At 60.6% G+C, this 24,996-nt stretch carries 18 protein-coding genes and 2 pseudogenes; 13 read left to right on the top strand and 7 right to left on the bottom strand.

What is annotated here, in order from left to right; genetic code table 11:
• Positions 1-196: 196 nt before the first annotated feature.
• The 3 genes from G7Y31_RS09690 (at position 197) to ald (ending at position 3,151) form a co-directional block, all read left to right on the top strand.
• Complete coding sequence (locus tag G7Y31_RS09690) at positions 197-1,336, top strand: hypothetical protein (protein WP_165241487.1); 1,140 nt, start codon at positions 197-199, stop codon at positions 1,334-1,336.
• Positions 1,333-1,986: a hypothetical protein gene (locus G7Y31_RS09685; protein ID WP_165009684.1), complete on the top strand. Its 654-nt coding sequence runs from the start codon at positions 1,333-1,335 to the stop codon at positions 1,984-1,986. Before G7Y31_RS09690 ends, G7Y31_RS09685 begins: the two co-directional genes overlap by 4 nt.
• 76 nt (positions 1,987-2,062) lie before the next feature.
• Positions 2,063-3,151: an alanine dehydrogenase gene (gene ald / locus G7Y31_RS09680; protein ID WP_165009686.1), complete on the top strand. Its 1,089-nt coding sequence runs from the start codon at positions 2,063-2,065 to the stop codon at positions 3,149-3,151.
• Here ald and G7Y31_RS09675 read toward each other — a convergent pair.
• On the bottom strand, positions 3,148-3,558 hold the full coding sequence (locus tag G7Y31_RS09675; protein ID WP_165009688.1) for a globin: 411 nt from the start codon (positions 3,556-3,558) through the stop codon (positions 3,148-3,150). The genes ald and G7Y31_RS09675 overlap by 4 nt on opposite strands.
• Positions 3,545-4,612, bottom strand: coding sequence for a mechanosensitive ion channel family protein (locus G7Y31_RS09670; protein ID WP_165009690.1), 1,068 nt, complete (start codon positions 4,610-4,612; stop codon positions 3,545-3,547). The genes G7Y31_RS09675 and G7Y31_RS09670 overlap by 14 nt, the downstream gene beginning before the upstream one ends.
• A gap of 78 nt (positions 4,613-4,690) precedes the next feature.
• Between G7Y31_RS09670 and G7Y31_RS09665 the strand changes: the two genes are divergently transcribed.
• Entirely contained in the window at positions 4,691-5,872 is a 1,182-nt protein-coding gene (locus tag G7Y31_RS09665) for a cystathionine gamma-synthase (protein ID WP_165009692.1), read from the top strand.
• 455 nt (positions 5,873-6,327) lie between these two features.
• On the opposite strand, the pseudogene G7Y31_RS12140 reads toward G7Y31_RS09665, so the two are convergent.
• The 4 genes and pseudogenes from G7Y31_RS12140 to G7Y31_RS09650 form a co-directional block, all read right to left on the bottom strand.
• Positions 6,328-6,555, bottom strand: a pseudogene (locus G7Y31_RS12140) (ATP-binding protein); the annotation flags it as partial.
• Positions 6,556-6,892, bottom strand: a pseudogene (locus tag G7Y31_RS11960) (IS3 family transposase); the annotation flags it as partial.
• Positions 6,893-7,305: 413 nt separating this feature from the next.
• The gene (locus tag G7Y31_RS09655; RefSeq protein ID WP_165010105.1) at positions 7,306-8,730 is read right to left on the bottom strand and encodes a DNA methyltransferase; all 1,425 of its coding nucleotides are present in this window, start codon (positions 8,728-8,730) and stop codon (positions 7,306-7,308) included.
• A gap of 89 nt (positions 8,731-8,819) precedes the next feature.
• A complete protein-coding gene (locus G7Y31_RS09650; RefSeq protein WP_165010103.1) occupies positions 8,820-10,922 on the bottom strand; it encodes a YhgE/Pip domain-containing protein in 2,103 nt (700 codons plus the stop codon).
• 109 nt (positions 10,923-11,031) lie between these two features.
• Here G7Y31_RS09650 and mmuM point away from each other — a divergent pair, with 109 nt between their 5' ends.
• Entirely contained in the window at positions 11,032-11,946 is a 915-nt protein-coding gene (gene mmuM / locus G7Y31_RS09645) for a homocysteine S-methyltransferase (RefSeq protein WP_165010101.1), read from the top strand.
• Positions 11,947-12,257: 311 nt separating this feature from the next.
• Positions 12,258-13,514, top strand: coding sequence for an ATP-binding protein (locus G7Y31_RS09640; RefSeq protein WP_165010099.1), 1,257 nt, complete (start codon positions 12,258-12,260; stop codon positions 13,512-13,514).
• Here the strand turns inward: G7Y31_RS09640 and G7Y31_RS09635 are convergent.
• Positions 13,511-15,001 carry an amino acid permease gene (locus tag G7Y31_RS09635; RefSeq protein WP_196823565.1) on the bottom strand — a complete coding sequence of 497 codons (1,491 nt, stop codon included), beginning with the start codon at positions 14,999-15,001 and terminating at the stop codon, positions 13,511-13,513. The genes G7Y31_RS09640 and G7Y31_RS09635 overlap by 4 nt on opposite strands.
• A 623-nt stretch (positions 15,002-15,624) precedes the next feature.
• Here G7Y31_RS09635 and G7Y31_RS09630 point away from each other — a divergent pair.
• The 7 genes from G7Y31_RS09630 (at position 15,625) to G7Y31_RS09600 (ending at position 24,852) form a co-directional block, all read left to right on the top strand.
• On the top strand, positions 15,625-16,800 hold the full coding sequence (locus G7Y31_RS09630) for a PucR family transcriptional regulator (protein WP_165010095.1): 1,176 nt from the start codon (positions 15,625-15,627) through the stop codon (positions 16,798-16,800).
• A gap of 89 nt (positions 16,801-16,889) precedes the next feature.
• A complete protein-coding gene (locus tag G7Y31_RS09625; RefSeq protein WP_165010093.1) occupies positions 16,890-17,645 on the top strand; it encodes a CoA transferase subunit A in 756 nt (251 codons plus the stop codon).
• Complete coding sequence (locus tag G7Y31_RS09620; RefSeq protein WP_165010091.1) at positions 17,629-18,288, top strand: 3-oxoacid CoA-transferase subunit B; 660 nt, start codon at positions 17,629-17,631, stop codon at positions 18,286-18,288. Before G7Y31_RS09625 ends, G7Y31_RS09620 begins: the two co-directional genes overlap by 17 nt.
• Positions 18,289-18,297: 9 nt before the next feature.
• A complete protein-coding gene (locus tag G7Y31_RS09615; protein WP_196823564.1) occupies positions 18,298-19,806 on the top strand; it encodes a TIGR00366 family protein in 1,509 nt (502 codons plus the stop codon).
• A 907-nt stretch (positions 19,807-20,713) separates the two neighbouring features.
• A complete protein-coding gene (locus G7Y31_RS09610; protein ID WP_165010089.1) occupies positions 20,714-22,438 on the top strand; it encodes an AbgT family transporter in 1,725 nt (574 codons plus the stop codon).
• 10 nt (positions 22,439-22,448) lie between these two features.
• Entirely contained in the window at positions 22,449-23,825 is a 1,377-nt protein-coding gene (locus G7Y31_RS09605) for a M20 family metallopeptidase (protein ID WP_244977375.1), read from the top strand.
• Positions 23,826-24,033: 208 nt separating this feature from the next.
• The gene (locus tag G7Y31_RS09600; protein ID WP_165010087.1) at positions 24,034-24,852 is read left to right on the top strand and encodes a hypothetical protein; all 819 of its coding nucleotides are present in this window, start codon (positions 24,034-24,036) and stop codon (positions 24,850-24,852) included.
• The last annotated feature ends 144 nt before the right edge of the window (positions 24,853-24,996 follow it).

Here is a 24,996-nt window from a genome sequence, read left to right as displayed (position 1 = left end):
TACCCGCCACTCAAAATCACAATTCCGCCCAGTTGGCTTAACAGCCTCCCCTTGGTTGTTGGATCCGATGCATGTGGTCAGTGGGATCCTCGTTTTGGCTTGCTCAGTGGTGTTAGCCCTACGGTTACTGCGTTTGCCCTGGGCGGGGTACGACGACTACGAGTCAGCCGTCCGCGCACTTGGCTTGGTTGCTGGCGTGCTTGCAGCACTAGGGGTGACGTACCATCTGAACCGTGTCAATGCGCACAGCATGCTCATGGCGCCGTCCGGCCGCAATCGGGTGGTCGTCCGCTATGCCTACTTAGCGGCTGCTAGCGTTCTGGGCATTATGGCTTCCTTCCTCCTTGGGGTAGTGCTCCTCTTGCTCATAGCCGTAACGCAAAACTCGTGGAACTCCGTGTTCGCATTGTCCTCAGCAATAGATGCAACGGGGTTCATATTTGGTGCGACGGCAGTGGGAGTTGTAGTCGCTAGCGTCCTCGACAGAGTGCCAGTGATTGTTCGGCTGGTTGTCGCAGGCGGTTTGTGCTTGCTGGTAGGCATGTACTCAGTGACTTTTGAGTACCTGTGGGGATTGGGAATCCTGCGGACGCTGACAGAGGCTCCTGCGAAATTGTGGGCGGTCGGCGCCACATTAGTGCTGGCACTATGTGCCGTTATCGGAGCAGTTATCTTTGCCAGCGGGAAGTCGGATCCCTTCACTCCAGTTGCAAGCCTGGCATTCGCTCCATTTGTTGCTGCAGCTGCAGGCTTGGGATTAGGTGTAGCCACTGGTAGCCTTCCTGTCGCTCCAGTTACCGTGGTCTGCGATGGAACCGATAATCCGAATATCACGGTGTGCGTGAGCCAAGCTCAAGAGGCGGCTCTTCAGCCTAGCCTGGACGCTGTCAACAGGGCGCTAGCGGTCCTGGGAGATAACGCTGGACAAGAACAGGTGGTGTACACACCGTTTTTTGGATCCACGCAAGGGAAGGGAACTGAACTGCTCTACGCCCCGTGGGACCATCACAGTAGTCTAGACGCGCACATGGTCGGCTCTGTGGTAGATACTGCAGCATGCGACAGTGAAGCCCGCCCGGAATCTGCCGCCATTAACAGTGCGCTGCAGAGTTACTTGAGGGCCCAAGCTGGGGTCATTATGAATGCCGGACCTGTTCGCGACGCAACCGGGCGAATTGCCACAAACCCAAATGCTGAGGGCGAAAGCTCGCAGCCGTCGGCGAATCCCTTTGAGGAGCTTCCTCTGGAGTTCATAAATGCCGTGATTGCACAGCATCGCCAGGAGATTGCGGAGTGCACCGCGCAGTGGGAATGGTTTGGGGTGAATCCGCAATGAGGGCATTGATTCCAGTTCCGTGGTTTACCATCGGGGCGTTGATTCTCAGCGCTGCGGTCGCGCAATCTGCTTTGGGCGGATTTTCCTTTGCGGTGCCAGGCCGGGATGATTATCTCTATTTTGGTTTGGCTGAATGGTGGCTTTATCTCGCCACTATTGCTGCGATTGCCACCTGCGTACCCCGTTTGCGCACTGTGGACTTGGGGTGCCGCCGCGCACGCCGCGCTACCGTGATTCATGCGGTCATTGTGGTGCTGCTAGCCCTGGCGGCAGCGGGGCTTGGTGCGTTTGTCACAACGTGGCGTCGTACCCAGACGGTAGCTGGATACATCGCTGAAGTCACCATCCCTGGCAGCGAGTACCTCCTAGTTGGCACCTTGACTGCGGCTGGAATTGCGTTGCTGTTGGTCCCGTTCCTCCGCCCGCTCGTTGGCACCATGGCCAGCTTCGGGGCAGTGGTGGCCGTGGCGGCCGTGCACGTGGTTGTCCCCGAAGACTTCCCGCTCCCTGTGCCTATCCAGCCCTACACGGAGACTTGGTGGCAACCCTGGAGCGTGGTGCAATCCGTGGCTATCTTCTCCCTTGGCCTGGCGGTGTGGGCCATATATGGAGGGGCCAGGAACCCCCACAGTGGCAACGACAATTCATAAACTTCTGACATTGTGGTGCAATTCATGCCACACTGGGTAAGTGACTCGACAACCGTTGCGATCCCAAGGAGGAAACATGCGCATTGGCGTACCTGCAGAGATTATGAATAACGAAAACCGGGTGGGGCTTACCCCGGCCGCGGTGGCCACGTTGGTCGCCGATGGCCATGAGGTCCTGGTGGAGCAGGGCGCCGGTGCTGGCGCCGCTTTCCCGGACGCGGAGTACGCAGAGGCAGGGGCGCAGTTGGTCAGTGCGGAGGAAGCCTGGGGTGCCCAGATGGTGATCAAGGTCAAGGAGCCCCAGGCCAGCGAGTACGGCTACCTGCGCGAGGATTTGCTGCTGTTTACCTACCTGCACTTGGCGGCGGATGAGGAGCTTACCCGCGCACTGTTGGAGTCCGGTACCCAGTCGGTGGCTTATGAGACGGTCACAGACAGTCGCGGCACGCTGCCGTTGCTCACTCCAATGTCTCAGGTGGCTGGCCGTCTGGCCGTGCTGGAGGGCAGCCACCATTTGCTTTCTCGCCAGGGCGGGCGCGGCGTGCTGCTGTCTGGTGTGCCGGGCACGCGGCCTGCGCGCGTGGTGGTCATCGGCGGTGGGCAGGTGGGGGCATCGGCAGTGGCTATGGCCCACGGCCTGCGCGCGGAGGTCACCGTGCTGGACCTGGATGCCCACGTGCTGCAGCGCTTTGATGACACCTACCACGGGCAGGTCCGCACCGTGGTGTCTTCCCCTGCCGCTCTTGCTGCAGAGCTTGCCGATGCCGACTTGGTCATCGGCGCAGTCCTCGTCCCGGGTGCTGCCGCGCCTAAGCTGGTCACCTCAGCGATGGTTGAATCTATGAAGCCGGGTGCTGTGCTGGTGGATGTTGCCATTGACCAGGGTGGTTGCTTTGAGGATTCGCGCAAGACGAGCCATGATGATCCCACTTTCAAGGTGGGTGAGACCCTGTTTTATTGCGTGGCCAACATGCCGGGTGCGGTGGCAAATACGTCCACGCGGGCCCTGGGTGCGGCCACGCTGCCTTATGTGCGTGCCCTGGCGGCGGAGGGATTCGACGGTGCCGTCGAGCGTTTCCCGGGCCTGGAGCCAGGCCTGATGACGCAGGGCGGCAAGCTGCGCTCGCAGCCAGTGGCAGAGGCCCTTGGCATCGATCTCGGCTAGCGCGGGGTGTAGTCCCCGCCAGCGGGTGGGGCGGACTGGTTGACCAGCATGGCGGCCACGCGCTCAAAATGGTCCACCAACAAGTGGCGGTACGCCGGTGGGATGGTCTCTTCCTCAATCTGTTCCAAGGAGTTGTTCATCAGGTCCAGCCAGCGCTGCGCGGCTGCCGGGTCCACGTGGTAGTGGGCGTGGCGCATGCGCAGCCGTGGGTGGCCGCGACGCTCCTGGTAATCGGTGGGCCCACCCCAGAATTGGATCAGGAACCACTTCAGGCGCTCCTGTGCTCCGGCGAGGTCATCGGCGGGGTACATGGGGCCCAGGATGTCGTCTTCGGTGACCTGCGCGTAGAAACCGGCCACCAGGCGGTCGAAGGTGGCTTCACCGCCAATGTCCTCATAGACCGTCATGGGGTGCTACTCCTTTTCCAAACGGGTAGGGGGTGGGGATGCCCTCATCATGCATAGCCTGCCAGATGTGCTCTTGGAGGAAGCGCTGCACCGCCCACTGGGAACCCGGCAGGGTGCGGGCCTGGACGCGGTAGATCACGGAATCGACATCGAATTTGGTCATGCCCAGCATTTCGGGAGCGTCGAGCACCATTTCGGTGACATCGGCATGCTCGCAGCCAGTCTGGGCCGCGCGCTCGATGACCTTGTGCGCCTGGTGGGCATTTGCAGACAAGCTCACGGGGATCTCCACGCGGGCAATCGAGTACTCATCGGTGTGGTTGGCGACCTGGAGGATCTCGCCGTTGCGCACGTACCACAGGGCGCCATCAATGTCGCGGACGGTAGTAATGCGCAGGGTAATATCCTCGACGTCGCCGAAGATGCCGTTGCCCAAATCAATCGTGTCGCCAATGCCGTACTGGTCCTCCAGCAGCATAAAGATGCCAGACAGAAAGTCTTTGACCAGGGACTGTGCGCCAAAGCCCAAGGCCACGCCCACAATACCGGCAGAGGCAATTAGCGGCGCGACGTTGACTCCTAGCTGGGCCAGGATGGTCACCCCGGCCCAGACCCAGATGAAGATGGCCACGGCGGAACGCGCCACCCCGGCCAGAGTCTTGATGCGAGAGACCCGACGGTTTTCATGGGCCTTATCCAGGGCCTCCAATTGCTGCGATTGGGTCTCCCGGCGAGCCGCCTTCTTGCGCCCCAGCGGCTTGCCCAGGCCAAGCGGTAAAGCGGGCAGCGGTCCAGACTTACGCGCAGTGCGAGACTCTTGGGCTTGCTTGGCCAGCCGGTTAATCACATGTACCGCAGCCCAGTGTCCCACCATGGCGATAATCAACACGATGGAGATGGCCACCGGCTTTTCCAGCAGCCACTCACGGGTTGTGGGGTCCTGCCACCATTGGGTGACGGCATCGGCGGCATCGGCAGCGGCATCGGCGGCAGTACCGGCCGTACCGCCAGCGGGAGAGGTACTGGCAAGGAAAATAGTGTCAGAGATACTCATCGCTTACAGAGTTTACGCGTGAATATAAATCCGCCCCAGGTGCGCAAAAATGGACCGCTTGGTCTAGACTGTTGCGTTATGACTGGCACCACTCAGGATAATTCCCATTCGAAGGACTCCCTCGCTGCGGGCTTTACCTCCCGCGCCATCCACGCTGGTTACCATCCGGATCCGCACATGGGCTCCATCAATGTGCCCATCTACGCGTCTACCACCTTTGAACAGGACGGTCTAGCGCAGCTGCGGGGCGGCTTTGAGTACGGCCGCGTGGCCAACCCCACGGTGCGCTCCTTGGAAAAGACCCTGGCCTCCCTGGAAGGCGCGCAGTATGCCCGCGTGTTTTCTTCCGGCATGGCCGCGGTAGATACTCTGCTGCGCATTCTGTTGCGCCCGGGTGATCACGTCATTTTGGGCAATGATGCCTATGGCGGCATGTACCGCCTGCTGCACCATGACTATGGTGCGTGGGGCGTGGAGTTGTCCATCATCAACACCACGGACGTTGATGCCGTGGCCGCCGCCATCCGCGAAAACACCAAATTGATTTGGCTAGAAACCCCCACCAACCCCGCCACCAATATCACCGATATTGCCGCAGTGGCCGCCATCAAGGGCAACGCCGCGGTGGTGGTGGATAACACTTTTGCCACCCCGTACTTGCAAAACCCGCTGGCGCTGGGCGCGGACCACGTGCTGCACTCAACCACCAAATACCTGGGCGGACACTCGGATGTCCTCGGTGGTGCCGTGATTACCAATGATGCTGAAATGGATGAGCGCCTGCTCTATTTCCAGGGCAATGTCGGGGCGGTGTCCTCGCCTTTTGATGCTTATCTCACCGCCCGTGGCATTAAAACTCTGGCGGTGCGCATGGACCGCCACTGCGCAAACGCCCAGGCTGTGGCAGAATTTTTGGAGTCGCGCCCGGAGGTCAAGCAGGTGCTTTACCCGGGTTTGCCCTCGCACCCCGGCCATGAGCAGGCTGCGGCCCAGATGCGCGGCTTCGGTGGCATGATGTCCGTGCGCTTTCACAACCCGGAGCACGCCCGTCAGGTGTGTTTGAACACGCGCCTGGTGGCCCTGGCAGAGTCCCTGGGTGGTGTGGAGTCGCTCATCGAGCACCCGCAGAACATGACGCACATTTCTGCCGAAGGCTCCGAGCTGGTTCCCCCGGCTGACCTGGTGCGCATCTCCATTGGCATTGAAGACATCGAGGACCTGATTGCTGATTTCACCCAGGCCCTCGACGCCTTACACTAGCTTGCCGCTTGTTAGCTACCGGTTGCTTGCCGGTAGCTTGCCGATGCCCCGCCCGGCACCGTCCTATTTGGCGTCGGCCTATTCGGCGCCGGCCTGCTCGGCACCGTCTTGTCCGGCACCGGCCTGCCCGGCGCCAACCCCTTGACGTGAATTGTGATACCCGTTCCGCGGATCGAGCAAATCTATGGCTAGCCGTGACGCATATTCTGCACAAACATGACTTCGCGGTATGGGTGGGAAGGGGCCTGCGCGCAGAAAACGCGTCACTGCGAGCCTCGCTGTGGGCCAACAGAAGAGCTGTGGGCCAACAGAAGGTCTGCTCTCAACTTTGTGTGCAATTCCTGCCAAGTGCGCGTATTTGGTAGGGGTGTTCCGGGAAGTTGGTCGGGGTGGTGTTCCGGGTTGTTGGTAGGGCTGCCAGCCCCGGCGTTGCATGGCCGGGCTGGTGTTTGGGGTTAGGTGTTCGTGTTGTCGCGGATGGTTGCAAGATGCTTGCGCATGTCAAAGTCCCCAATTTCTATATGGCGCTCGCTGCTGATCCTGCTGACGAGTGAGTCTGCTCCGACTCGGTTGGGTAGGGCCTTGAGCCAGTAGCCTGCACTCGATTGCGATCAATTGATGGGCGGGAGTCGGCCGTCTCTTTCAACAAAGATTTTGGTTAGGTCGTCTTGACCACGGGAGTCAGTGTGCATGTGGTCAGCAATAGAAAACCCGACGGACCTGCGGGAATAAGAGTCGATGACGGTCGCGAGATACAGATTTGTTCCTCCTTGGATAGGCAGGTAAGTGATATCGCCAACGTGCAAATGGTTGGTCTCATCGGCACGGAAACTCCTTTTGACCAGGTCTGGGAATATCCGGCGGGAAGAAGCGGACACCGTGGTTTTCGCACGGCGCTTCTTGCTGAAGCCGTGCAGGCCTCATTTCTTCATCACTCGCGCCACACGCTTGTGGTTGGCTCGGCCAACTGTCGTCGCGCTCGGAAAGTTCAGCTGGAATTCGTTTGGCTCCGTAGAGGCCTTTTGCCAGTGCCGTGCCTGTCGACCCAGCTCGATAGGGGATTTCGCGATTGGAGCACCCCAAGGCAGAAGCAATCGCGTCATAGCTTTTGCCTTCCAGCCACATCGCCATGATCTCTTTGAATTCAGCCATGAACATGGCCTCCTTAGCCATGAAAACGTGTCACGATGCCGCAGAATTGACGACCACACCACCACCCAGATCATGACCCGACCACCTAGCCAGAAACACCCCTACCACCTATGCAGACTACCCCGACCAAATACCCGAAATCGGCAATTCCGGCAAGAGTTCCGTTTGTCTTCTTGGTACCTGAGTGCCGTGGATAAGTCCTTGGCTTTGTGTGCGTAAAACTAGCAGGTAAAAGGTTAAGCGAAAGATAGCAGGCGAAAGGTAGCAGGCCAAGCGGGCAATTAGTCCTTGGCGGGAACGTCTACCAGGGTGTTGCTGCGCACCCCAAAGACGTCCACCGCGCTCACCCGTACCTGCCTGCTGCCTGGTTGCGTTGCAGCCACCGGTTGCACGCTGTAGCTGCTAATCAGCGCCAGGGGGTCGGTTGCCAGGACTTTTTCTAGGCGGCGCGCGTTGGTAGCATCGAGGCCCAGCGCAGCGGGGTCAAGCACATAAGACTGGAGTTCTACCTGCACATTTCCATCTGCATCCACGCTGGCGCGGGCGTGCAATACCCCGGTGGGCAGGGTGGCGGGGGTGTCTAATTCCACCACTTGCGTTGCGTCCACGCCTAAGCGCTGGCGCATGAGTGCCACGGCGCTGTGTCCGGAATCCCCAGTGATCCAGCGCCTGCCAGTGCGCTGGGCTACTGCAGCGGTGGTTCCAGACCCGCCAAAGAAGTCCGCGACTAATCCACCGGGCGGGCAGGTGGCCTCTAGCAGGCGTTCTAGTAGACGCTCGGGCTTTTGGGTGTCATAGCCCAGCTTCTCGGCGGCATTGCCTTTGATAATTGAAATGTCATAAAAGACATCATCTTGCAGTTTAAACTCTTGGCGGAAATCAAATAAGACATCCTCGTCAATCAAGGGCCGGCCGAGTTCGCGCTCAAGCTTGCGGGCGCGCCGGGCAATCAACTTGTCCTGGGAATCCTTGGCGTCCGCCCAGTACAAGCGTTCATCACGCAGCCAGCCCGCATAGCGGTTGCGATACTCAGAATCTGCCCCGGCCTGGGGCTGGAAGTAGGCGTTCGCGCTGCGGCCGTAGGCGAAGATAGTGTCGTGATTTTGGGGGAAGCGGTGCGTGGTCAAACTCATCTTGCCATAACGCCAGATGATTTCATTGATAAAGTTGTTGCGGCCGAAGACCTCATCCAATAGCACCCGCACGTAATGGCCCACGTGCCAATCTGTGTGGAGCAATAATGTGCCCGTGGGAGCAAGGAGCTTATGCATGAGTATTAGCCGCGGGGCCAGCATCGCCATGAATCCGGCGCTGCCATCGCTCCAGGTATCGCTATAGGCTGGGCGCGCAATGCGCACCGTTTTTCCGGCGGCGCGCACCGTCACTGTCGCCTGATAGTTTGCCCCCGAATTAAAGGGCGGGTCAATGTAGATACAATCCACCGTCCCCGCTTGGCCTGCGGCGATAAGCTGGGCTAGCGCGGTGAGGTTATCGCCCCAAAAGATGGTGCCCGGCACAATCGATGTGTGCGCGGACCGCGGCGGCTCCGCTTCATCGCCTTCTGCCACGCTGTTTGTCGTGCGTTCCACCGTGCGCTCCGCCGCGAGTTCCACCGTGCGCTCCGCCGCGAGTTCTACCGCCCGGTCCGCGTCCTGCCGGGCCTGCGCCAGAATTTCGGGCAGGGCAAATAGCAGGGACTTAGTCATGGCGCGGGCAGGTTCCTTCGAGTCGGGTGGGCGGCATTATCGGCGGCACTAGCGGGCCAGCATCTAGAGCTGGCGCAGTGCTCGTGGCCCTACTGTACCGAAGCTGCCGCGCGCCCGCGCACCCGCAGTGCGGCCACAGAAATACCCAGGGCAATGATGGTAAAGGCCACCAGGGCGCCGACGGGCCCCCAGAATGCGGCCGCACCAAAGCCACCGGCTAGACCATCGGTGGCCACCACAAACGCATCCTTGGCATACGTCATGGGGTGGACAAAGTGGAAGGCGCGCAGGAAGGCCGGCACGGCCAGGATGGGCCACACGCCACCAAAGACCATCACCCCCAGCGCATAAAAGCCCAGGGCAAAGGCCCCACCGGCTAGCCTGCCAAACATCACGTGGAAGAGCTGGTAGACCGCAGTAGCGGCAGCGGCCGTGGCCAGCAGGGCAACTATCACTAGGCCCCACTTGTGCGGCGACCAGCCCGCGGCTGCAGAGATCCCGGCCAGGGCCAGCAGCAATGCGGCGTTGACGGCTGTCTTGGTTAGCCAGGCACTGGCCACACTCAGCGCCGAGCGCGGGGGGATCCGGCCAAAGTAGTAGGGCAGCAGCAGGGCGACGAGCAGCATCAACAAGAAGCCGAATACCATCACTGCCAGCATGGATACACCGCCGGTAATTTGCTTAGCGGTGGGGTCGGTCTCACTGACCACGGTTTGGACCGGGTGGAGGTTGGTGGAGGTGAAGTTAATTGGCACCGCCATTTGCTCCGCGGACTTATCTGGGTGCGGAATGTGCGGGGCTTTGTTCGCGCCCTCGGCCAGTTTGGTCGATAGCTCACCGCTGCCTTCCTTGAGCTTGCCGATGCCCCCTGCCAGCTCCGCGCCCCCTGCCCGCAGCTGTCCGGTGCCTCGGGACAGGGCCCCGGCGCCATCGGCAAGCTTATGGGCACCGGCGTCGAGCTGGGTGGCGCCATCGGCAAGCCGGCCAATGCCAGCCCCCAAGGTGTCGGTGCCTTCTGCCAGGCGGTGGGCACCATTTTGCAGGGCCAGCACGCCAGAAAGATAGGGCGCAGAGGGGTCAGAAAGATTGTAGTGCAGCTGGGCGGTGCCATCGCGCAGTCTGCCCAGCTGGGAGACCATATTGGTGCCACTGGCCGGGTCCAGCTTGGCGCGCAGGTCCGCGACCTGGTTGGCCTGGGCGTGTAGGCCAGCAGCGCGCAGGGTGTTTTCCGCCTGGGCTAGCTGCGGGGCAATGGCCTGGGCTTGTTCCAGCAGGGGAATGAGCTTGCCGGTTAGTTCAGCTACGCCGGCGTTGATTTGCCCGGCGCCATCGGCCAGCTGGCCCGTGCCTGCAGCCAGGCGGTCTGTACCATTGGCCAGCTCATGGGCCCCGTCGCGCAGTTTACCCGCCCCGGCGCTCAGTTCGCCTATGCCACCGCCCAGCCGGGAGGTGCCTGCGGCCAGGGTGGTGGCGCCATCGGCAAGCTGGGTGGCACCATCATCGAGCTTGCCGATGCCCTCCACCGCCCGGCCCCCGCCTTCTTGCAGCTTGGCCACGCCTTCATCAAGGCGCCCGGCACCATCGGCAGCAGCGGTTAAGCCGTCACTCATCCGGCCCATGCCAGCGAGGATTTGGTCTGCATACTTCTTGGTGATGGCGTTTTCGACCTTCGTTTGCACCTGCGGCACCAGGGAAGCGGTAATAAAAGACGCATTGGTGCCGTAGTAATCATTGGCGGCAAAATTAATCTCTGGGCGCACCGGATTATCGCTGGTCAAACTGGTGGCCTGCTGGGAAAAGACCTCCGGAATGGTCACCACCAGCATGTACTTGCCGCGAGTGAGGCCATCGGCGGCTTCTTGCTCGCTGACTTCTGCAAAATTGAGATAATCAGTCTTGAGCAGGCCCTCGACCACCTGATCGCCATAATTGGTATACTCGCCGCGCTTTTTTACCCCGGCGTCATGGTTGACCACGGCGAGCTCGATATTACGCAGGTACTTTGAGGGGTCCCACATGGCCCACATCATGGTCCCCGCAATGGCGATGGGGGCCACCAGTAGCAGGACAATTGCCGCGCGCGCCCACGGGGAGCCCGGGCGCCAATCCAGCACGCGGTGCCAGCCTAGCTGGCTGGTTGCTTGCCCGGTTGCCTGCTCGGGTTCCCGGCCGGTTGCCTGGGGTGCAGTCATCTGCACACCTCCTTAGAGAGAGAATACTGAGGTTTTTACTGCCCGAAACACTAGGGCACTTCAAGTTTTTTGCAAAGCGACACGAGCGAACGCGGTAGCATGTACCCCCATGGCAGACTTCCGGATACCCCTGCTCTTCGACGGCGGCCTGGGCACCCACCTGGAGGCCCGTGGCAATGACATCAGCGGCGCGCTGTGGTCCGCGGCCATCCTGCGCGATAACCCCGCCGAGGTCGCCGCCGCCCACGCCGACTTCTTCGCCGCCGGGGCCCAGGTGGCCACCACCTGCTCCTACCAGGTCAGCTTCGAGGCTCTTGGCGAGGAGGCTGAGGTCCTGCTACGTCGAAGTGTCGCCCTGGCGCGCCAGTCTGCCGATGCCGCCGCCTCCGGCAGCACGGCTGCCACCGCTGCGCCCGACGGCCCTGCCGCCACCGCTGCGCCCAGAGGCCGCGGGCTGGTCGCTGCATCCATCGGTCCCTACGGGGCAGGACCGGGGGAGGGGACGGACTACGACGGGGCATACGGCATCGGCAAACTAGCCTTGCGGCAGTGGCACGCGCGGCGGGTGCGGGTACTGGCGGACACTGACGCCGACTTTCTGCTGGCAGAGACCATTCCCAACCTGGATGAGGTCGCTGTACTGCTGGAACTTCTCGACGCCCAACCCAAACCCTATGCCTTGAGCATTACCGGCGTGCTGGCGCAGGACCCGCGGCAGGTTGAGCGCGTGGTGGCGCTGGCTGCGGATTCGGGCGTGGGCGCGCTGGGGGTCAATTGCTGCAGCGCGGAGACGGCGATTGCTGTGATTCGGCAGTACGCCGCCGCCACTGACTTGCCGCTGCTGGCCTATCCCAATAGCGGCGAGGAATGGGATCACCGGGCGCGCACCTGGCGGCGGCTTTCCCCGCAGGCCATGGGCCTGGTCGAGGCCGCCGCTGCACTTCGCGACGCCGGGGCCACTCACCTGGGCGGGTGCTGTCGCGTTACTCCCGCGCAGATCGCGGCCCTGGCGGATCGCGGTTAGGTCCGGCGGCTGGCCCCGGGTGCTAGCTTCCGCGGCGTCGCTCCCGTGCGGCGGTGCTTTTATTGGGTGCGTGACCCGTTTTCTGCGCGAACGGACTCTGAATCCATACCGCGAAGTCGTGTTTGTGCAGAATATGCGTCACGGTGGTGGCCGCACCGGACCCGTGGGCTCGGGAGGGGGTGCTGCGCTCGGGCGCGACTGCGGCGGCTCTGCAAAACTACGACGGATCACTTGCAAAACTACGACGGCGGCCCTGCAAAACTACGACGCTTACCCTATTCTTGCTGTTCAGGGATAGAAAGGGGCTAAAAATGAAGGAGCTGGTAACCCGCGGCTTATTTGGTGACGCAGAGGCGCATCTTGACGTGTTCCCGGTGCTAAAGATTCAGGGCGCGCGACAGGTGGGAAAATCCACGTTGGCCAAGCTGCTGGTGGAGGGGCGGGAGTCAGTGTACAAGTCCCTGGACCGCGAACAATTCCGTGAGCAAGCGGAAGAAGATGCTGACTTCTTCGTTGAGTCGCCGCGCGAAGCGACGGTGGTGGTGGATGAGATTCAGCGTGTGCCCAAGGTGAGCTTGGCTGTAAAGAATGCGGTTGACGAGGACCGGCGGCCCGGACGGTTTATTCTCACTGGTTCGTCTGGCTTTGCCCGTGTACGGGGGCATAAGGATTCTTTAGCAGGGCGCGCCGTCGGTATTAAGGTGTACCCGCTGTCATTGGCTGAGCGGGTTGGCACACTTGGCGCCGGGACATTTATAGACCGCGTACGCACTGGCCGGATTGGGCCCGGTGTGCGACCGAGTCACACGTGCACCCGCGATGAGATGGCTGAGCTTGTGGAAGTCGGCGGCTATCCCGTGGTGCAGTCTCTAAAAGACAAGCAGCGACGGGCTTGGTTTAAAGCGTATATAGAAGACGTTGTGGGTATTGATGTTGTGGATCAAGGGCATACTCCCTACCCAGGGCGCTTGCAGGCTGTGTTGAGGATGTTGGCCGCCCAGCAAGCACAAGAGCTGGTCAAGGCGACCCTCGCGCGTGAGACCTCCATCCCGGAGACCTCTATAACTGGCTACATCGATGTGTTGCAACGCATCTACCTGGTGGAATTGCTTCGACCTTGGTCGCGCAATCTGGTCTCGCGCGAAAAGGCTAAGCCAAAAATTCTGGTCAATGACTCTGGACTGGCGGCGTATCTGACTGGGCGTACGCGCAAGCAGTGGTTGGACCCGCAGGAGCCGAGTTCTGGCTTTGGGCACTTTGTGGAGGCTGCGCTGGTCCAGGAATTGTTGGCTCAGCGGGGCTGGGCGGAAACTGATTACGAGGTCTACCACTGGCGCGACCGTACTGGCAAAGAGGTCGACATCGTGGTCGAGTGTGCCGACGGCTCCGTTATCGCCTTTGAGGTCAAGACCGGTGCGCCGCGGGCCAAGCACTTTGAGACCCTAAAACTCTTTAGGCAACTACTCGGGGACAAGTTCCTGGCTGGCTTTGTGCTTGCCGATGCCGCCGAAGTCTCACCGTGGTCCCCCAAACTCTTCTCAGCGCCGTGGTCGATCTTGTGGAGTTAGCTGTCCAAACGGTCGGTGCGGTGGGTGCGCCGCTGTATCAGCCAGTGCACCAGGTAGCACAGGCCCACAAACGGAATTCCGAAATAGAGGGCAGCTACCTGGGACGGGTCGAATGCCACCGCCACCAGGGAGATCACGCACGCAGCCAAGGCTACTAGGGGTAGTACCGGGTAGGCCGGGGTGCGAAATGCCAGGTCTTCCAACCGACCGCCGCGGGCGAGGTATTGGGAGCGATTGCGCATTTGGGCGATAACGATGACTATCCACACCGCCACTACCGCAAAGCCGGCCACCGAGACCAGCGCCAGATACACCGCGCCGGGGGAGAGTACTGAGGACACCAGCGCTGCTAAACCAGCCAGGATGGACAGACTGATGGCAAACAGCGGTACCCCACGGGCTGTGGTGCGGCCAAAGATCTCTGGGAGCTGGCCTACTGTGGACATCGAATACAGCAGGCGCGAGCACGCGTAGAGCCCAGAATTGCCGGCCGAAAGCAGCGCGACAATAATCACCGCAGCCATAATGTCTGCCGCATAGGGGATGCCCACTTGCTCAAAGACGATGACAAACGGGCTGTTTTCTACGGACTCGTCTCCGGAGATGTGCTGAAGCTCGTCCCACGGAATCAGCGCAGCGATGACGCCAATCGCGCCCACAAAGAACACCAGCAAACGCACCAGTGTGGTGCGCAAAGCTGCGGGGATGGCGCGCTGTGGATCCTTGACCTCGCCTGCGGCAATGGCGATAAGTTCCGTGCCGGAGAACGCATAAAACACTGCCAGGATGGTGATCAGTACCCCGCCGGCGCCGGTGGGGAAGTATCCATCGGGCGTGTGGAAGTTGCTCAGCAGCGGTGCTGAGTCCGTGCTTACGCCCATGATTGCCGCCGCGCCGATAACAATTAGTGCCACCACGGCCGCGACCTTGATCAAGGCAAACCAGAACTCAGCCTCGCCAAAACCACGCACCGACAGGGCATTAATCCCAAAAAGTGCGGCGGCAAAAATCAGCGACCACACCCAGACGTCTACTTGGGGGAACCAGCGTTGCATCAAGAGGCCAGAGGCCGTGAGTTCTGAGCCCAGTGCTGCGACCCAGCACAGCCAGTACAGCCACGCTGTGGCAAAACCCGCCGCCGGAGATATGGCCTTGTATGCATAAATGTGAAAGCCGCCAGCTTGCGGATACTGTACTGCCAGCTCGCCCATACACGCCATGACCATCCACGCCACCGCTGCACCTATCACGTATGCCAGGACCGCGCCCAGCGGCCCTGCTTGGGTGATTGTGTACCCGGAGCTGATGAACAATCCCGAGCCAATAACGCCACCCAACGCCAACATCACTACATGGCGGACCTCCATGGCGCGGCGTACACCGGAGGAGGCAGCAGGTTCAGCGGTGGGGTGTCCTGCTGTGGATACGACAGGACCTGCGGCGGAGCGTGCAGTGGACCCGCCGGTGGGAGCAGAAGCATCGTGCATAAGTAAAGACAATAGGCGTGCCGGGGGCCAGGGGAGAAGTCGACGAAGCTGTGCTCTGACACTGAACCGTGTGGTTGCACGCGTTGATGAGGACAAGTTTGTGGGAGCGAGTCGGTGCACGATGGGCAGGCACTCTGCGAGTAAACGCTCTAAGCGCACACCCGGTCGCGAAAAGAACTCCACTGCCAGCTGGAACACAATCCTCAAGCTGGCGAGCGGAGTCATCTTCTTCGCGGCTGAAATAGTAGGGCTGATTACAGCGCTACTACTGTTGGGCCGCTAGGCCCAGGCATCCTCAACTATTGCCGTAGTTGGGGATGCCCCATTTCCCAGCCTGGCCGCCAAGACGACCACACTGTCGCCCACAGTTTAACACCGAAACGCACATCCGCAAGGCCTTCGCAGCAAACTTTTCAGTCCCTGGCGTCATCCGCTCCGCGCAAGGAATTGCATTGATGCACAGGCTTTCATGAGGGCCGCGGCTGGCTCCGTGCGTGGATGGTTCCGGGACCTGCCCGCATTATGCTAACTGGCGGAGAGTACAGGCATGCTGTGGCCAGTTCGTCAGCTCGGCTGGCCGGCCGCATTACACCCATGAAGCCCGAAGCAAGGAGCGTTATCCCATGCCGCAAAGTCCGAACCCGTCGCAAAGCCCCGCGTCGTCCCAAGGCAACAGCCTGGCGCAAAAACCCACCCCGTCATTGCTGAAGCTGATTGGGTGTCTGCAACAGCAGATGTCCACCATTGAACGTGAGGCCACGGACAAGGTCTACGCCTCGCAGCCGGCATATGCGGTGGTGGAGCGGGCAGCCCTGGACGCTTCGACCCGGCGCAATTTGTCCGTGGCTGTGGAGTCCTTGCAGCGTGGCGCGGCGCCGAAGCCCCAGGAGCTGGCGGCGGCGCAGATTACGGCCCGGGAGCGCTTTGAGGTGGGCATCCCGGTGGAGCAGGTGCTTATTGGGTTCCGGACGTCTATTTCGGTCATTCATAGTTATGTGTTGACTTTGGGCATGCCGCTGTTGGACTCGGCGGAGTTGGTTAAGGCTTCGGCGTTGTTGTGGGAGGTGTCGGACGCGTTTACGGGCCGGGTGGTGGCGGTGTATGCAGAGCTGGAGGAGGCGCAGAATCGTTCGGCGCACCTGGCCCGCGAGCATGCGCTGCGGTCTATTTTGGCAGGTTCTGCTGTGCTTGACGATGCCTCTTTGGCCCTGCTTGGCCTCAGCCGCACCCAGTCCTACCATGCTTTTGTTGCTGCGGCACCTATCCCCGGGGTGTTGTGCGTGGCTAGCGACGACGGCGCGCAGGGCCAGGCCTACCTGGGCTTGGTGCGGGCAGGGGACAGTGCGGGGATGGCCCACCTGCACCACGGCCAGTGCGTGGCGGTGGGTAAGGGGATGGGGTTGGAGGGGGCGGGGGCATCGGCAGACTCAGCTAAGGCGGTGTTTGCTACGGCCCGGGCTTTGGGCTGGGAGGGGGTCTTTAGCCAGCGCGACCTGGGCTGGCGGCTGGCGATTTTTGCCCAGGATGCGGTGACGGAGGACTATGTGGGCCGGTTTATTAGCAGGATTGATGAGGTCCTGGTAGAGACCATGGCCGCGTGGTTGCGTTGTGGGCGGCATGTGCCCCGGGCGGCGCAGGAGCTGCGGGTGCACGTCAATACGGTGCGCTACCGGATGGAGCGGTATGCCGAGCTCACCGGCTTTGATGCGGAGGATGTTGATGACTTGATTGGCCTGCTGTGGGCCCTGGAGTTTGTAGGCCGCTACAAAAAACTTCGTCAATCAGACCGTAGAAAGTAGATCCGGGTCACAGATAACCTCCTATCACGCCCATGCGCCAGCTGCATGGGGACAGCTGCGAAGTGATGAAGTGATAAGGAGGACGTCGCGTGAGCAAGGAAGAATCCCAGCAAGATTCCCAGCACGATTCCAAGCAAGCCCTGGCGGCCGCGCTCAAAGACGGCCAGACCATTGCCGTTGGCGGTTTTGGCATGTGCGGAGTCCCGCATGACCTCATTGAGGTCGTGCGCGATACCGGGGTAAATGACCTCACCATCGTGTCTAATAACCTGGGGCTCGACGGCATGGGCCTAGGCCTGCTGTTGGAGGCCGGGCAAATTTCCAAGGTTATGGCCAGCTACATTGGGGAGAACCAGTTCTTCATGTCCCAATACCTCAAAGGCGCCATTGACCTGGAGTTTGTGCCCCAAGGAACGCTGGCGGAGCGCCTGCGCGCAGGCGGGGCGGGCATTGCGGCGTTCTACACCAAGACGGGTGTGGGCACCGAGATTGCCCAAGGCAAGCCCACCGCCATCTTTGATGGTGAGACCTACCTGCAAGAACGCGCAATTGCCGCGGATATTGGCCTGGTGCGCGCACATACTGCCGATGCCGCGGGCAACCTCCGCTACCGGCTATCTGCCCGCAACTTCAACCCCGTGGTGGCCATGTCCGGCAGGCTGACCTTCGCCGAGGCCGAGCATATTGTTCCGCGCGGGGGCCTGGACCCGGATGATGTCCACACTCCGTCGGTGTTTGTCAGCCACGTAATCAAAACCGATACGCCTTCCAAGATTGAGATTGCAACCACCAGAGCCCGCAAGGACGACAACCGAAAGGAGGCCACCGATGGCCTGGACGCGTGAGGAGATGGCCGCCATCGCTGCTGCTGAGCTCAATGATGGCGACTACGTCAACCTAGGCATTGGCTTGCCCTCCCTGGTGGCCAACCACCTGCCGGAAGGGGTAAACATTACCCTGCAATCTGAAAACGGCATCCTGGGCCTGGGCCCATACCCCTACGAGGGCGAGGAAGACGCGGACCTGATCAACGCCGGCAAGCAGACCGTCACCTTGGTCCCGGGCGCGGCCATTTTTGACTCCGCCACCAGCTTTGCCATGATTCGCGGCGGGAAAATGACCGCGTCTTTCCTCGGCGCAATGGAGGTCGCGGCCAACGGGGACCTGGCTAATTGGCAAATCCCCGGCAAGCTGGTCAAAGGCATGGGCGGGGCCATGGACTTAGTTGCCGGTGCGCGCCGGGTAGTGGTGCTTATGGAGCACACCTCCAAGCATGGGGAGTCCAAAATTGTTCCCCAGTGCACCTTGCCGCTTACCGGAGCTGGGGTAGTGGACCGCATTATCACCAACCTGGCGGTTTTCGACGTTGTGGATGGCGCCGGTGCTGGGGATAAAGGCCTGGTGCTGCGCCAGATTGCCCCGGAGGTGAGCCTTGAGGAGCTCACCGCGGCCACCGCCGCCCCCTTTGTAGTTGACCTTGAGGTTTAAGGAGTTGCCATGTCCCATACCCCTTCCGGGAAGGTGTCCCCGGCGTCCCAGTCTGCCCAATCTGCCCAATCTGCCGATGCCCAGTCTGCCGATGCCTCCTCCGCCACCCCCGCACGCCCCTCCTTCATGGACCGTTACCTGGCGTGGTTTATCAAGTGGATGCCGGAGTCCTTCATTATCTGCCTGTTCCTGACCGTCCTGGTGGCCCTGCTGGCCTTCTTCCTGACGGATACGCCCGTGTGGGACCCGGACCCGGAGGCGACATCGTTAGTCGGTGCCTGGGTGGGGGCGTTTTGGAACCTGCTGGCGTTTACCATGCAGATGACCGTGCTGGTGGCTACCGGTTCTGCGGTGGCGTCCTCCCCGCCGGCGAAGCGAATGCTCTCGCGCGTAGCGCGCTTGCCGCGCAACCGCACCCAGGCCATTGTGCTGGCCGCTGGTACCGCCGGCCTGCTGGGCTTTGTGCACTGGGGCCTGGGCATGATGGCCGCCATTGTTCTGGGCAAGGAAATCCTGGCCCACGCGCGCACGAAGGGTATGCCTATTCACCCGCCGGTATTGGTCGCGGCCATGTTCATGTCCTTCATCCCATCCTCGTCAGGTCTTTCCGGTGCCGCGGTGCTCTATTCCGCCACGCCGGGATATTTGAAGGACCTGGTCCCGGAGGACTACCAAGCCGCCACCCCGGAGGCCGTGCCCATGACGGAGACCGTGCTGCGCTGGGACTTTGTGGCCCTGTTGTTTATCTGCATGGTGATTACCATGAGCTTTGCCATCTTCATGCACCCCAAGGACCCCGCCAAGATGGGCGTGCTGGATGATGCCGTCTATGAAGAAGTCACCACCGCCAGCGAAAAGCTGGACATCCCGCGCGGCACCCCTGCCGAAAAAGCCAACGGCTCGCGATTCTTCATGTACCTCCTGGGTGGTATTGGCCTGGCATATAGCCTGTGGAACCTCTACGCCCAAGGCGTTACCGGCCTGAACCTGAACTCCTTTAACTTCCTCTTCCTGACCTTGGGCATTGTTCTGTGCGCCAACTACGGCCCGGAGTATTATGCATCGCTGATTCGGGAGGGCATCGGCGGAACCTGGGGCTTCATCCTGCAGTTCCCCTTCTACGCCGGTATCTTTGGCCTGATTTCCACCACCGGCCTGGGCGTGGTGATTTCTAATTTCTTCACCTCGATTTCCACCGCGAATACCTGGCCGGTGATTGCCTTCCTCTACTCCGGCATCCTCAATATCGCCGTCCCGTCTGGCGGGTCCAAGTTCATCATCGAAGCACCCTACATTGTGCCCACCACCCTTGACCTGGGTGCGGACATGGGCCTGGTTCTCCAGGCCTACCAAATGGGCGATGGCATCACCAACCTGCTCATCCCCTTCTTTGCCCTGCCCTACCTGGCCAACTTCAAGCTCAAGTTCTCCGAAGTCGTGGGCTACACCGTGCCTGCGGTGATTACCACCATGGTGGTCACCGCCGTTTACCTATTCATCCGCACCTTTGCGGGGTAGGAGAAAGGCTTATGGCTCAGGGCCCAGACCGTGAGTAGTTTGGCTACTAGCGAGGACAAGGTCCGGATTGTAATTTCGCCGATTACTTTCCGGGCTTTTCCCTCAATTACACGCCCATGAGCTAGGTCAGGTTTTAGCGGTGTGTTGGCGGTTTTGAGTAAGCTTGCCGGTGACGCTGTTGTGGCGTCCCCTCTTCTAGCGGTGCGAATAAGTCTCCGCCGCTAGTGTGGAGCTTAAAGTAGCGCTTGCTAGTTTTGGGTCCACCTCGCCTGCGGGAAGGGGGTGAGACGATATGCCGAAGCCTGCAGACGGCGGAAAGCCGGATAAAGGAAAAGCTCGGAGGGTAATCGGAAAGATTACGGTCCGAGCCTTCGGGGCGCTAGTTACTAGGCTACTCGCGGATGTAATCCGTGAGTTTATTGCCTGGCTGACTAGCTAGTCTCACGAAGCCCTCACGTGTGTTTTAGCCGACCGCGTGGGGGTTTCGCCATGTAGGTGACATTGGAGCGGCGAGCTTTCATGTCGCCACCCACTATAGCGAAAGGCGAGCAGTGTTGTCACCCCAGTAGGTTCAGTTCCACCTCAGCTTAACGCCCGCGGTAGGCGGGCGGCATAGACTTTGTATGAGAGAGCCGGGAACGGGCCATTAGCTCCCACCTCCTTCCCTATGTCGGCGGCGGATCCGTCCCGCTGACGCGTTCAGCCCGCAGAAAAAATTTTACTATACGGCTCGCCTCGTTTAGTCACGCTTGTCGATTCCCTTCCGTTGTTGCCGCGCGCTCTCTAGGGTGCCCCTGTGCTCCCGACGGATTTGTTGCATGGAACGCACTCACATTACAGTGAGGCGCTAATTACATTCCGACGGCGGCGAAATCCTTCGGCCGCGCACCACCTGCAAGGAGGACCGATGGGCAAGCCACATAACCCGGTTAGCAGTGCTAACCCGCAGGAAAGCCGCCCCGGCGACCCCAGCCGCCCCGGCGAACCCAGCCGCACCAGCACCGGCCCCGGTACGAGCAGCTCCACAAGCGATAAAGCCAAGGCCGCGGGCCAGAAGCCTGCCAGCAAAGGCGCCCTGGACAAGTTCCTTAATGGAGTGGAATACCTGGGCAACAAGCTGCCGGAGCCGTTTACCATCTTCCTCATCCTGTTCTTGATTACGGGGGTGCTCTCCTCGATTATGGCGTGGACGGGAGTTACCTTCACCGTGCCAGGGGCGGAGGAGGAGCAAGCCGTCAAGGGCCTGTTTACGGGCGAAGGCCTGGCGTGGTTTACCACCACGGTGGGGGAGAACTACATCAAGTTCCCGCCGTTGGTAACCGTGCTGCCCATCATGTTGGGCGTTGGTGTGGCGGAGCGTTCCGGGATGCTCTCGGCGCTTATCCGCAAGCTATTCGGCTCGGCTAAGCCCTGGCTGCTGCCATATGCCGTGGGCGTTATTGGCGTAACGGCCTCTGTGATGGCGGACGCCGCCTTTGTCATCGTCCCGCCCCTGGCCGCCATGGTATTCAAGGCAGCTGGCCGCCACCCCGTAGCGGGCCTGATTGGTGGCTTTGCAGCGGTGGGCGCGGGCTACTCCACGGCGCTGGTGCCGACCTCGCTGGACGCCCTGTTTGCGGGCATTACCACGGCAGTCATGGAAACCTTGCCAAATACCCACTTCAGCGACGTGACTGCCATGTCCAACTACTACTTCAACGTCGCCTCCTCTGTGGTGCTGGGCCTGATTGCTGGTTTCATCATCGACAAGATCATTGAGCCGCGCATGTGGGCCCAAGACGTCCCCACGGAGGAAGAAGTTGATCCCACGGAGGCAGCCGGACGCGCTGACCGCGACGTCAACGGTAATGCACTTTCCGCGCAGTTGTCCCCGGCAGAAAATAAGGGCCTAGCGTGGTCTGGCCTTGCAGCCGTAGCCCTGACCGTGGCCATCTTGGTCGCCGTGCTCATCCCTACCTCCCCGTGGCGCAACGAGGACGGCGGCTTCCTGCCCAAGTCCCCGCTGATGAGCTCGATTGTCTTCCTGGTCTTCGCCTACTTCCTGGTGCTGGGCATAGTCTATGGCCGTGCTGTCGGCGCAGTAACCGGCGTCAAGAGTGTGGTGGACATGATGGGCGGGGCCATGAAAGATCTGGTCAGTTTCCTCATTTTGGCATTCATCCTCGGGCAATTCGTGGCACTCTTCGCCTGGACGGGCATCGGCACCTTCACCGCCATCCGCGGCGCCGCGTTCTTGGAGTCCATTGGCCTTACCGGCTTTGCTGCCGTCCTGGCGTTTATTGTGCTGGCCTCGTTGCTCAACTTGCTGATTATCTCTGGCTCGGCCATGTGGACCCTGATGGCCGCGGTCTTCGTGCCGCTATTCGCCTTGTTGGGCTACGAGCCGGCCTTCATTCAGGCCGCGTTCCGCGTGGGCGATTCCGCAACGCAGATCATCACCCCGCTCAACCCGTACATGATTGTGATGCTGGGCTTCTTGCAGCGCTATGAGCGTAATGCCGGATTGGGCACCCTGATGTCGCGCCTTATCCCGTTTGTGGTCCCCTTCTTCCTCGCCTGGGCAGCTATTCTTGCCCTGTGGTTCTACATGGATCTTCCGCTGGGCCCCGGTAACTCCATTTTGATTGGATAGTGCTTGTTTTATGTGTGATAACCCCTTGATGTCCGGCCGCAATGATCCTTCCCCGGCCTACCTGCAGGCGATGGAGCGCGCCATCGCGCAGCGTGTCAGCGCCGCAGAAAGCGCCACGGCGCAGCAGCCAGTGGGGGAGGACTACCCCGGCCAGGCTGCGTTGTGGCGGAGGGCATCTGAGCTTGCCGATGCCCTCCGTAACCCCCTTTCCGACATCGTTGCGGATTTGCACGCGCACCCGGAGACCGCTTTTGCGGAGCACCGCTCCATGGATGTGTTGGCGTCATTGCTGAAGGACCGTGGTTTTGCCACCCGCAGGGGAGTCTATGGCGTAGAAACCGCCTTCGAGTCTGAATGGACTAGCGCGGCCTATGATCCCGCTATTCACCCCACGGTGGCGCTCTTTGCTGAATATGATGCCTTGCCCGGCCTGGGCCATGCCTGTGGGCACAACGTGATTGCGGCGGCGGGCATCGGCAGTTTCTTGGCAGCAGTAGGGGCCCTGGAAGGCAGTGAGGTGCAGGGGCGGGTGCTGCTGCAGGGGACTCCGGCGGAAGAGGGGCATTCTGGCAAGGAGTACATGATTCGCGGCGGTGCGCTAGACGGCGTGGATGCGGCGCTGATGGTCCATGGTTTTGGCTATGACATCGGCTCGCATGCGTGGGTGGGCCGGCGAACTGTGACAGCCACGTTCCGCGGGGTGGCTGCGCACGCTAGCTCGCAGCCGTTTATGGGCCGCAATGCTTTGGACGCGGCCTCGCTGGCTTACCAGGGCATTGGGCTGATGCGCCAGCAGATGCCGCCGTCAGATCGCATACACGCCATCATGAGCGGTGGGGACCGCCCCTCGATTATCCCGGACCAGGCGCAGATGCAGATTTACGTGCGTTCGCTGGGAACCCAGACCCTGCTGGACCTCTCCGCGCGACTGGGCCAGATTCTGCAGGGAGCGGCCCTGATGGCTGGGGTAGAGGTAGACATTGAGTGGGACCAGCACCCCATGACTTTGCCGGTGCGCAACAATGAGTCCCTGGTGGCGCGCTGGACCAAAACGCAGTCCCAGCGTGGCCGCACCGCCCTGCCCGCCGGCACGGTCCCCGACACCGTGGCTGCCTCCACCGATTTTGGCAACGTCTCCCACCTGGTCCCCGGCATCCACCCGATGGTGAAGGTCTCCCCAGCCGAGGTCGCACTGCACACCAAGGACTTCGCCACCTGGGCCAACTCCCCCGCAGCCGTAGACGCCGCCGTGGACTCCGCCGCCGGCCTAGCCCAAGTCGCCATCGACTTTCTCGCAGACCCAACCCTTCGCGACCAGGCCCACGCTGAGTTCGCCCGCGATGGGCGGGTTACGGTGGAGGAGCTGCTTGGGCGGGCGGACAGCTAGCTGCTGCTTTCTAGGATTACCCGTGGTTAGCTTCAAATTTCGAATCCGTAGTAACTCCTACTCCGAAACTGAAGCGTCCCTGCTTATAACTATTCTCCCGAGGTAAGCTAATGAGTCTAAAGTGGACAAGACTGTCTATTTCTTTACCTGTTTCAGGAGGGTACTCAGCTAAATGACTAACGGAATATACGAGCCTGGATATAAGCCTATGAGCGATCTGGTCAGTGCGGTCCAGGGGAGAAATAGAACATACGCGCAGATTATCGGGAAGCCGATAAAATCACCAGTTCTCCATCAATTTCGGCTATCTGCCCTTGTAGATATTCCCACCGAGCGCCTTGGAAAAGTGTCAAAGACATTTCTTAATCTCAGTGATTCTCCCGTGTCGCACGTAATGGCGAAATCTGCTAATCGCATCACTAGTCAGGTATGGCAGGAAACTGGCGCACTGGTGGCGATGGACAAGCTCGCTGAAGAAATGCGGAGACAACCTTCTTTGATGTCGGTAGTTCAAATTCCCAAGATTGATATCAGCCCACATCTCCCTCACGCTATCACGGCTCAAGATATTATTGCGGATCGTTATAAAGAGATGTGGTCAGAATCGCTTCGCGAGGCGGCTGAGCGTATGCGACAAACCTTGTTTCAATCACTCTATGAAGATTCATTCCTCAAGCAAATCCGGGAGATTCAAGATTCGCTTGGCGTGAGTGACCTCGACATTTCGGAAACTAAGGCTGATCTGGCTGACGGAGAAACTGCGAAGTGTAGTCCGGAGTTTATTGAACAAATGGTAGAACGTCTCGAATCTAACGAACAACTGAGGCAGAAAGTCCAAAATATATTCGTGGGTCCCTTGACGAAGAAAATGTCCCGTAAAGAATCGTTGGCACTCGTGACAGCTGCATTACTCTACCTCGTGGAATTTGTGGAGCGTTCTTCGGACTCCAGTATCTCAGTCTATGACTTCCTTTTTGCGCTGCTTGCAGCGCTTTCAATTGTAATTTCTTGCGGGGAAAGAGGATGAGCAATTGGATGCGGAGGAAGTGGATAACTGTCATGTAGCAATTGTCCCACATAACGCCTGAAGTTGAGTCTCGAACGTCATGCAATCCTACACGGTTCCGCGTTGATGGCTGGGGTAGAGCGATGAGTCCCTCGCCGGCGTCTC

The sequence above is a fragment of the Corynebacterium lizhenjunii genome, from assembly GCF_011038655.2.
GTDB classification, from domain to species: domain Bacteria; phylum Actinomycetota; class Actinomycetes; order Mycobacteriales; family Mycobacteriaceae; genus Corynebacterium; species Corynebacterium lizhenjunii.
The sequence above is the reverse complement of the archived record's forward strand: the minus strand, read 5'-3'. Positions and strand labels throughout refer to the sequence as shown.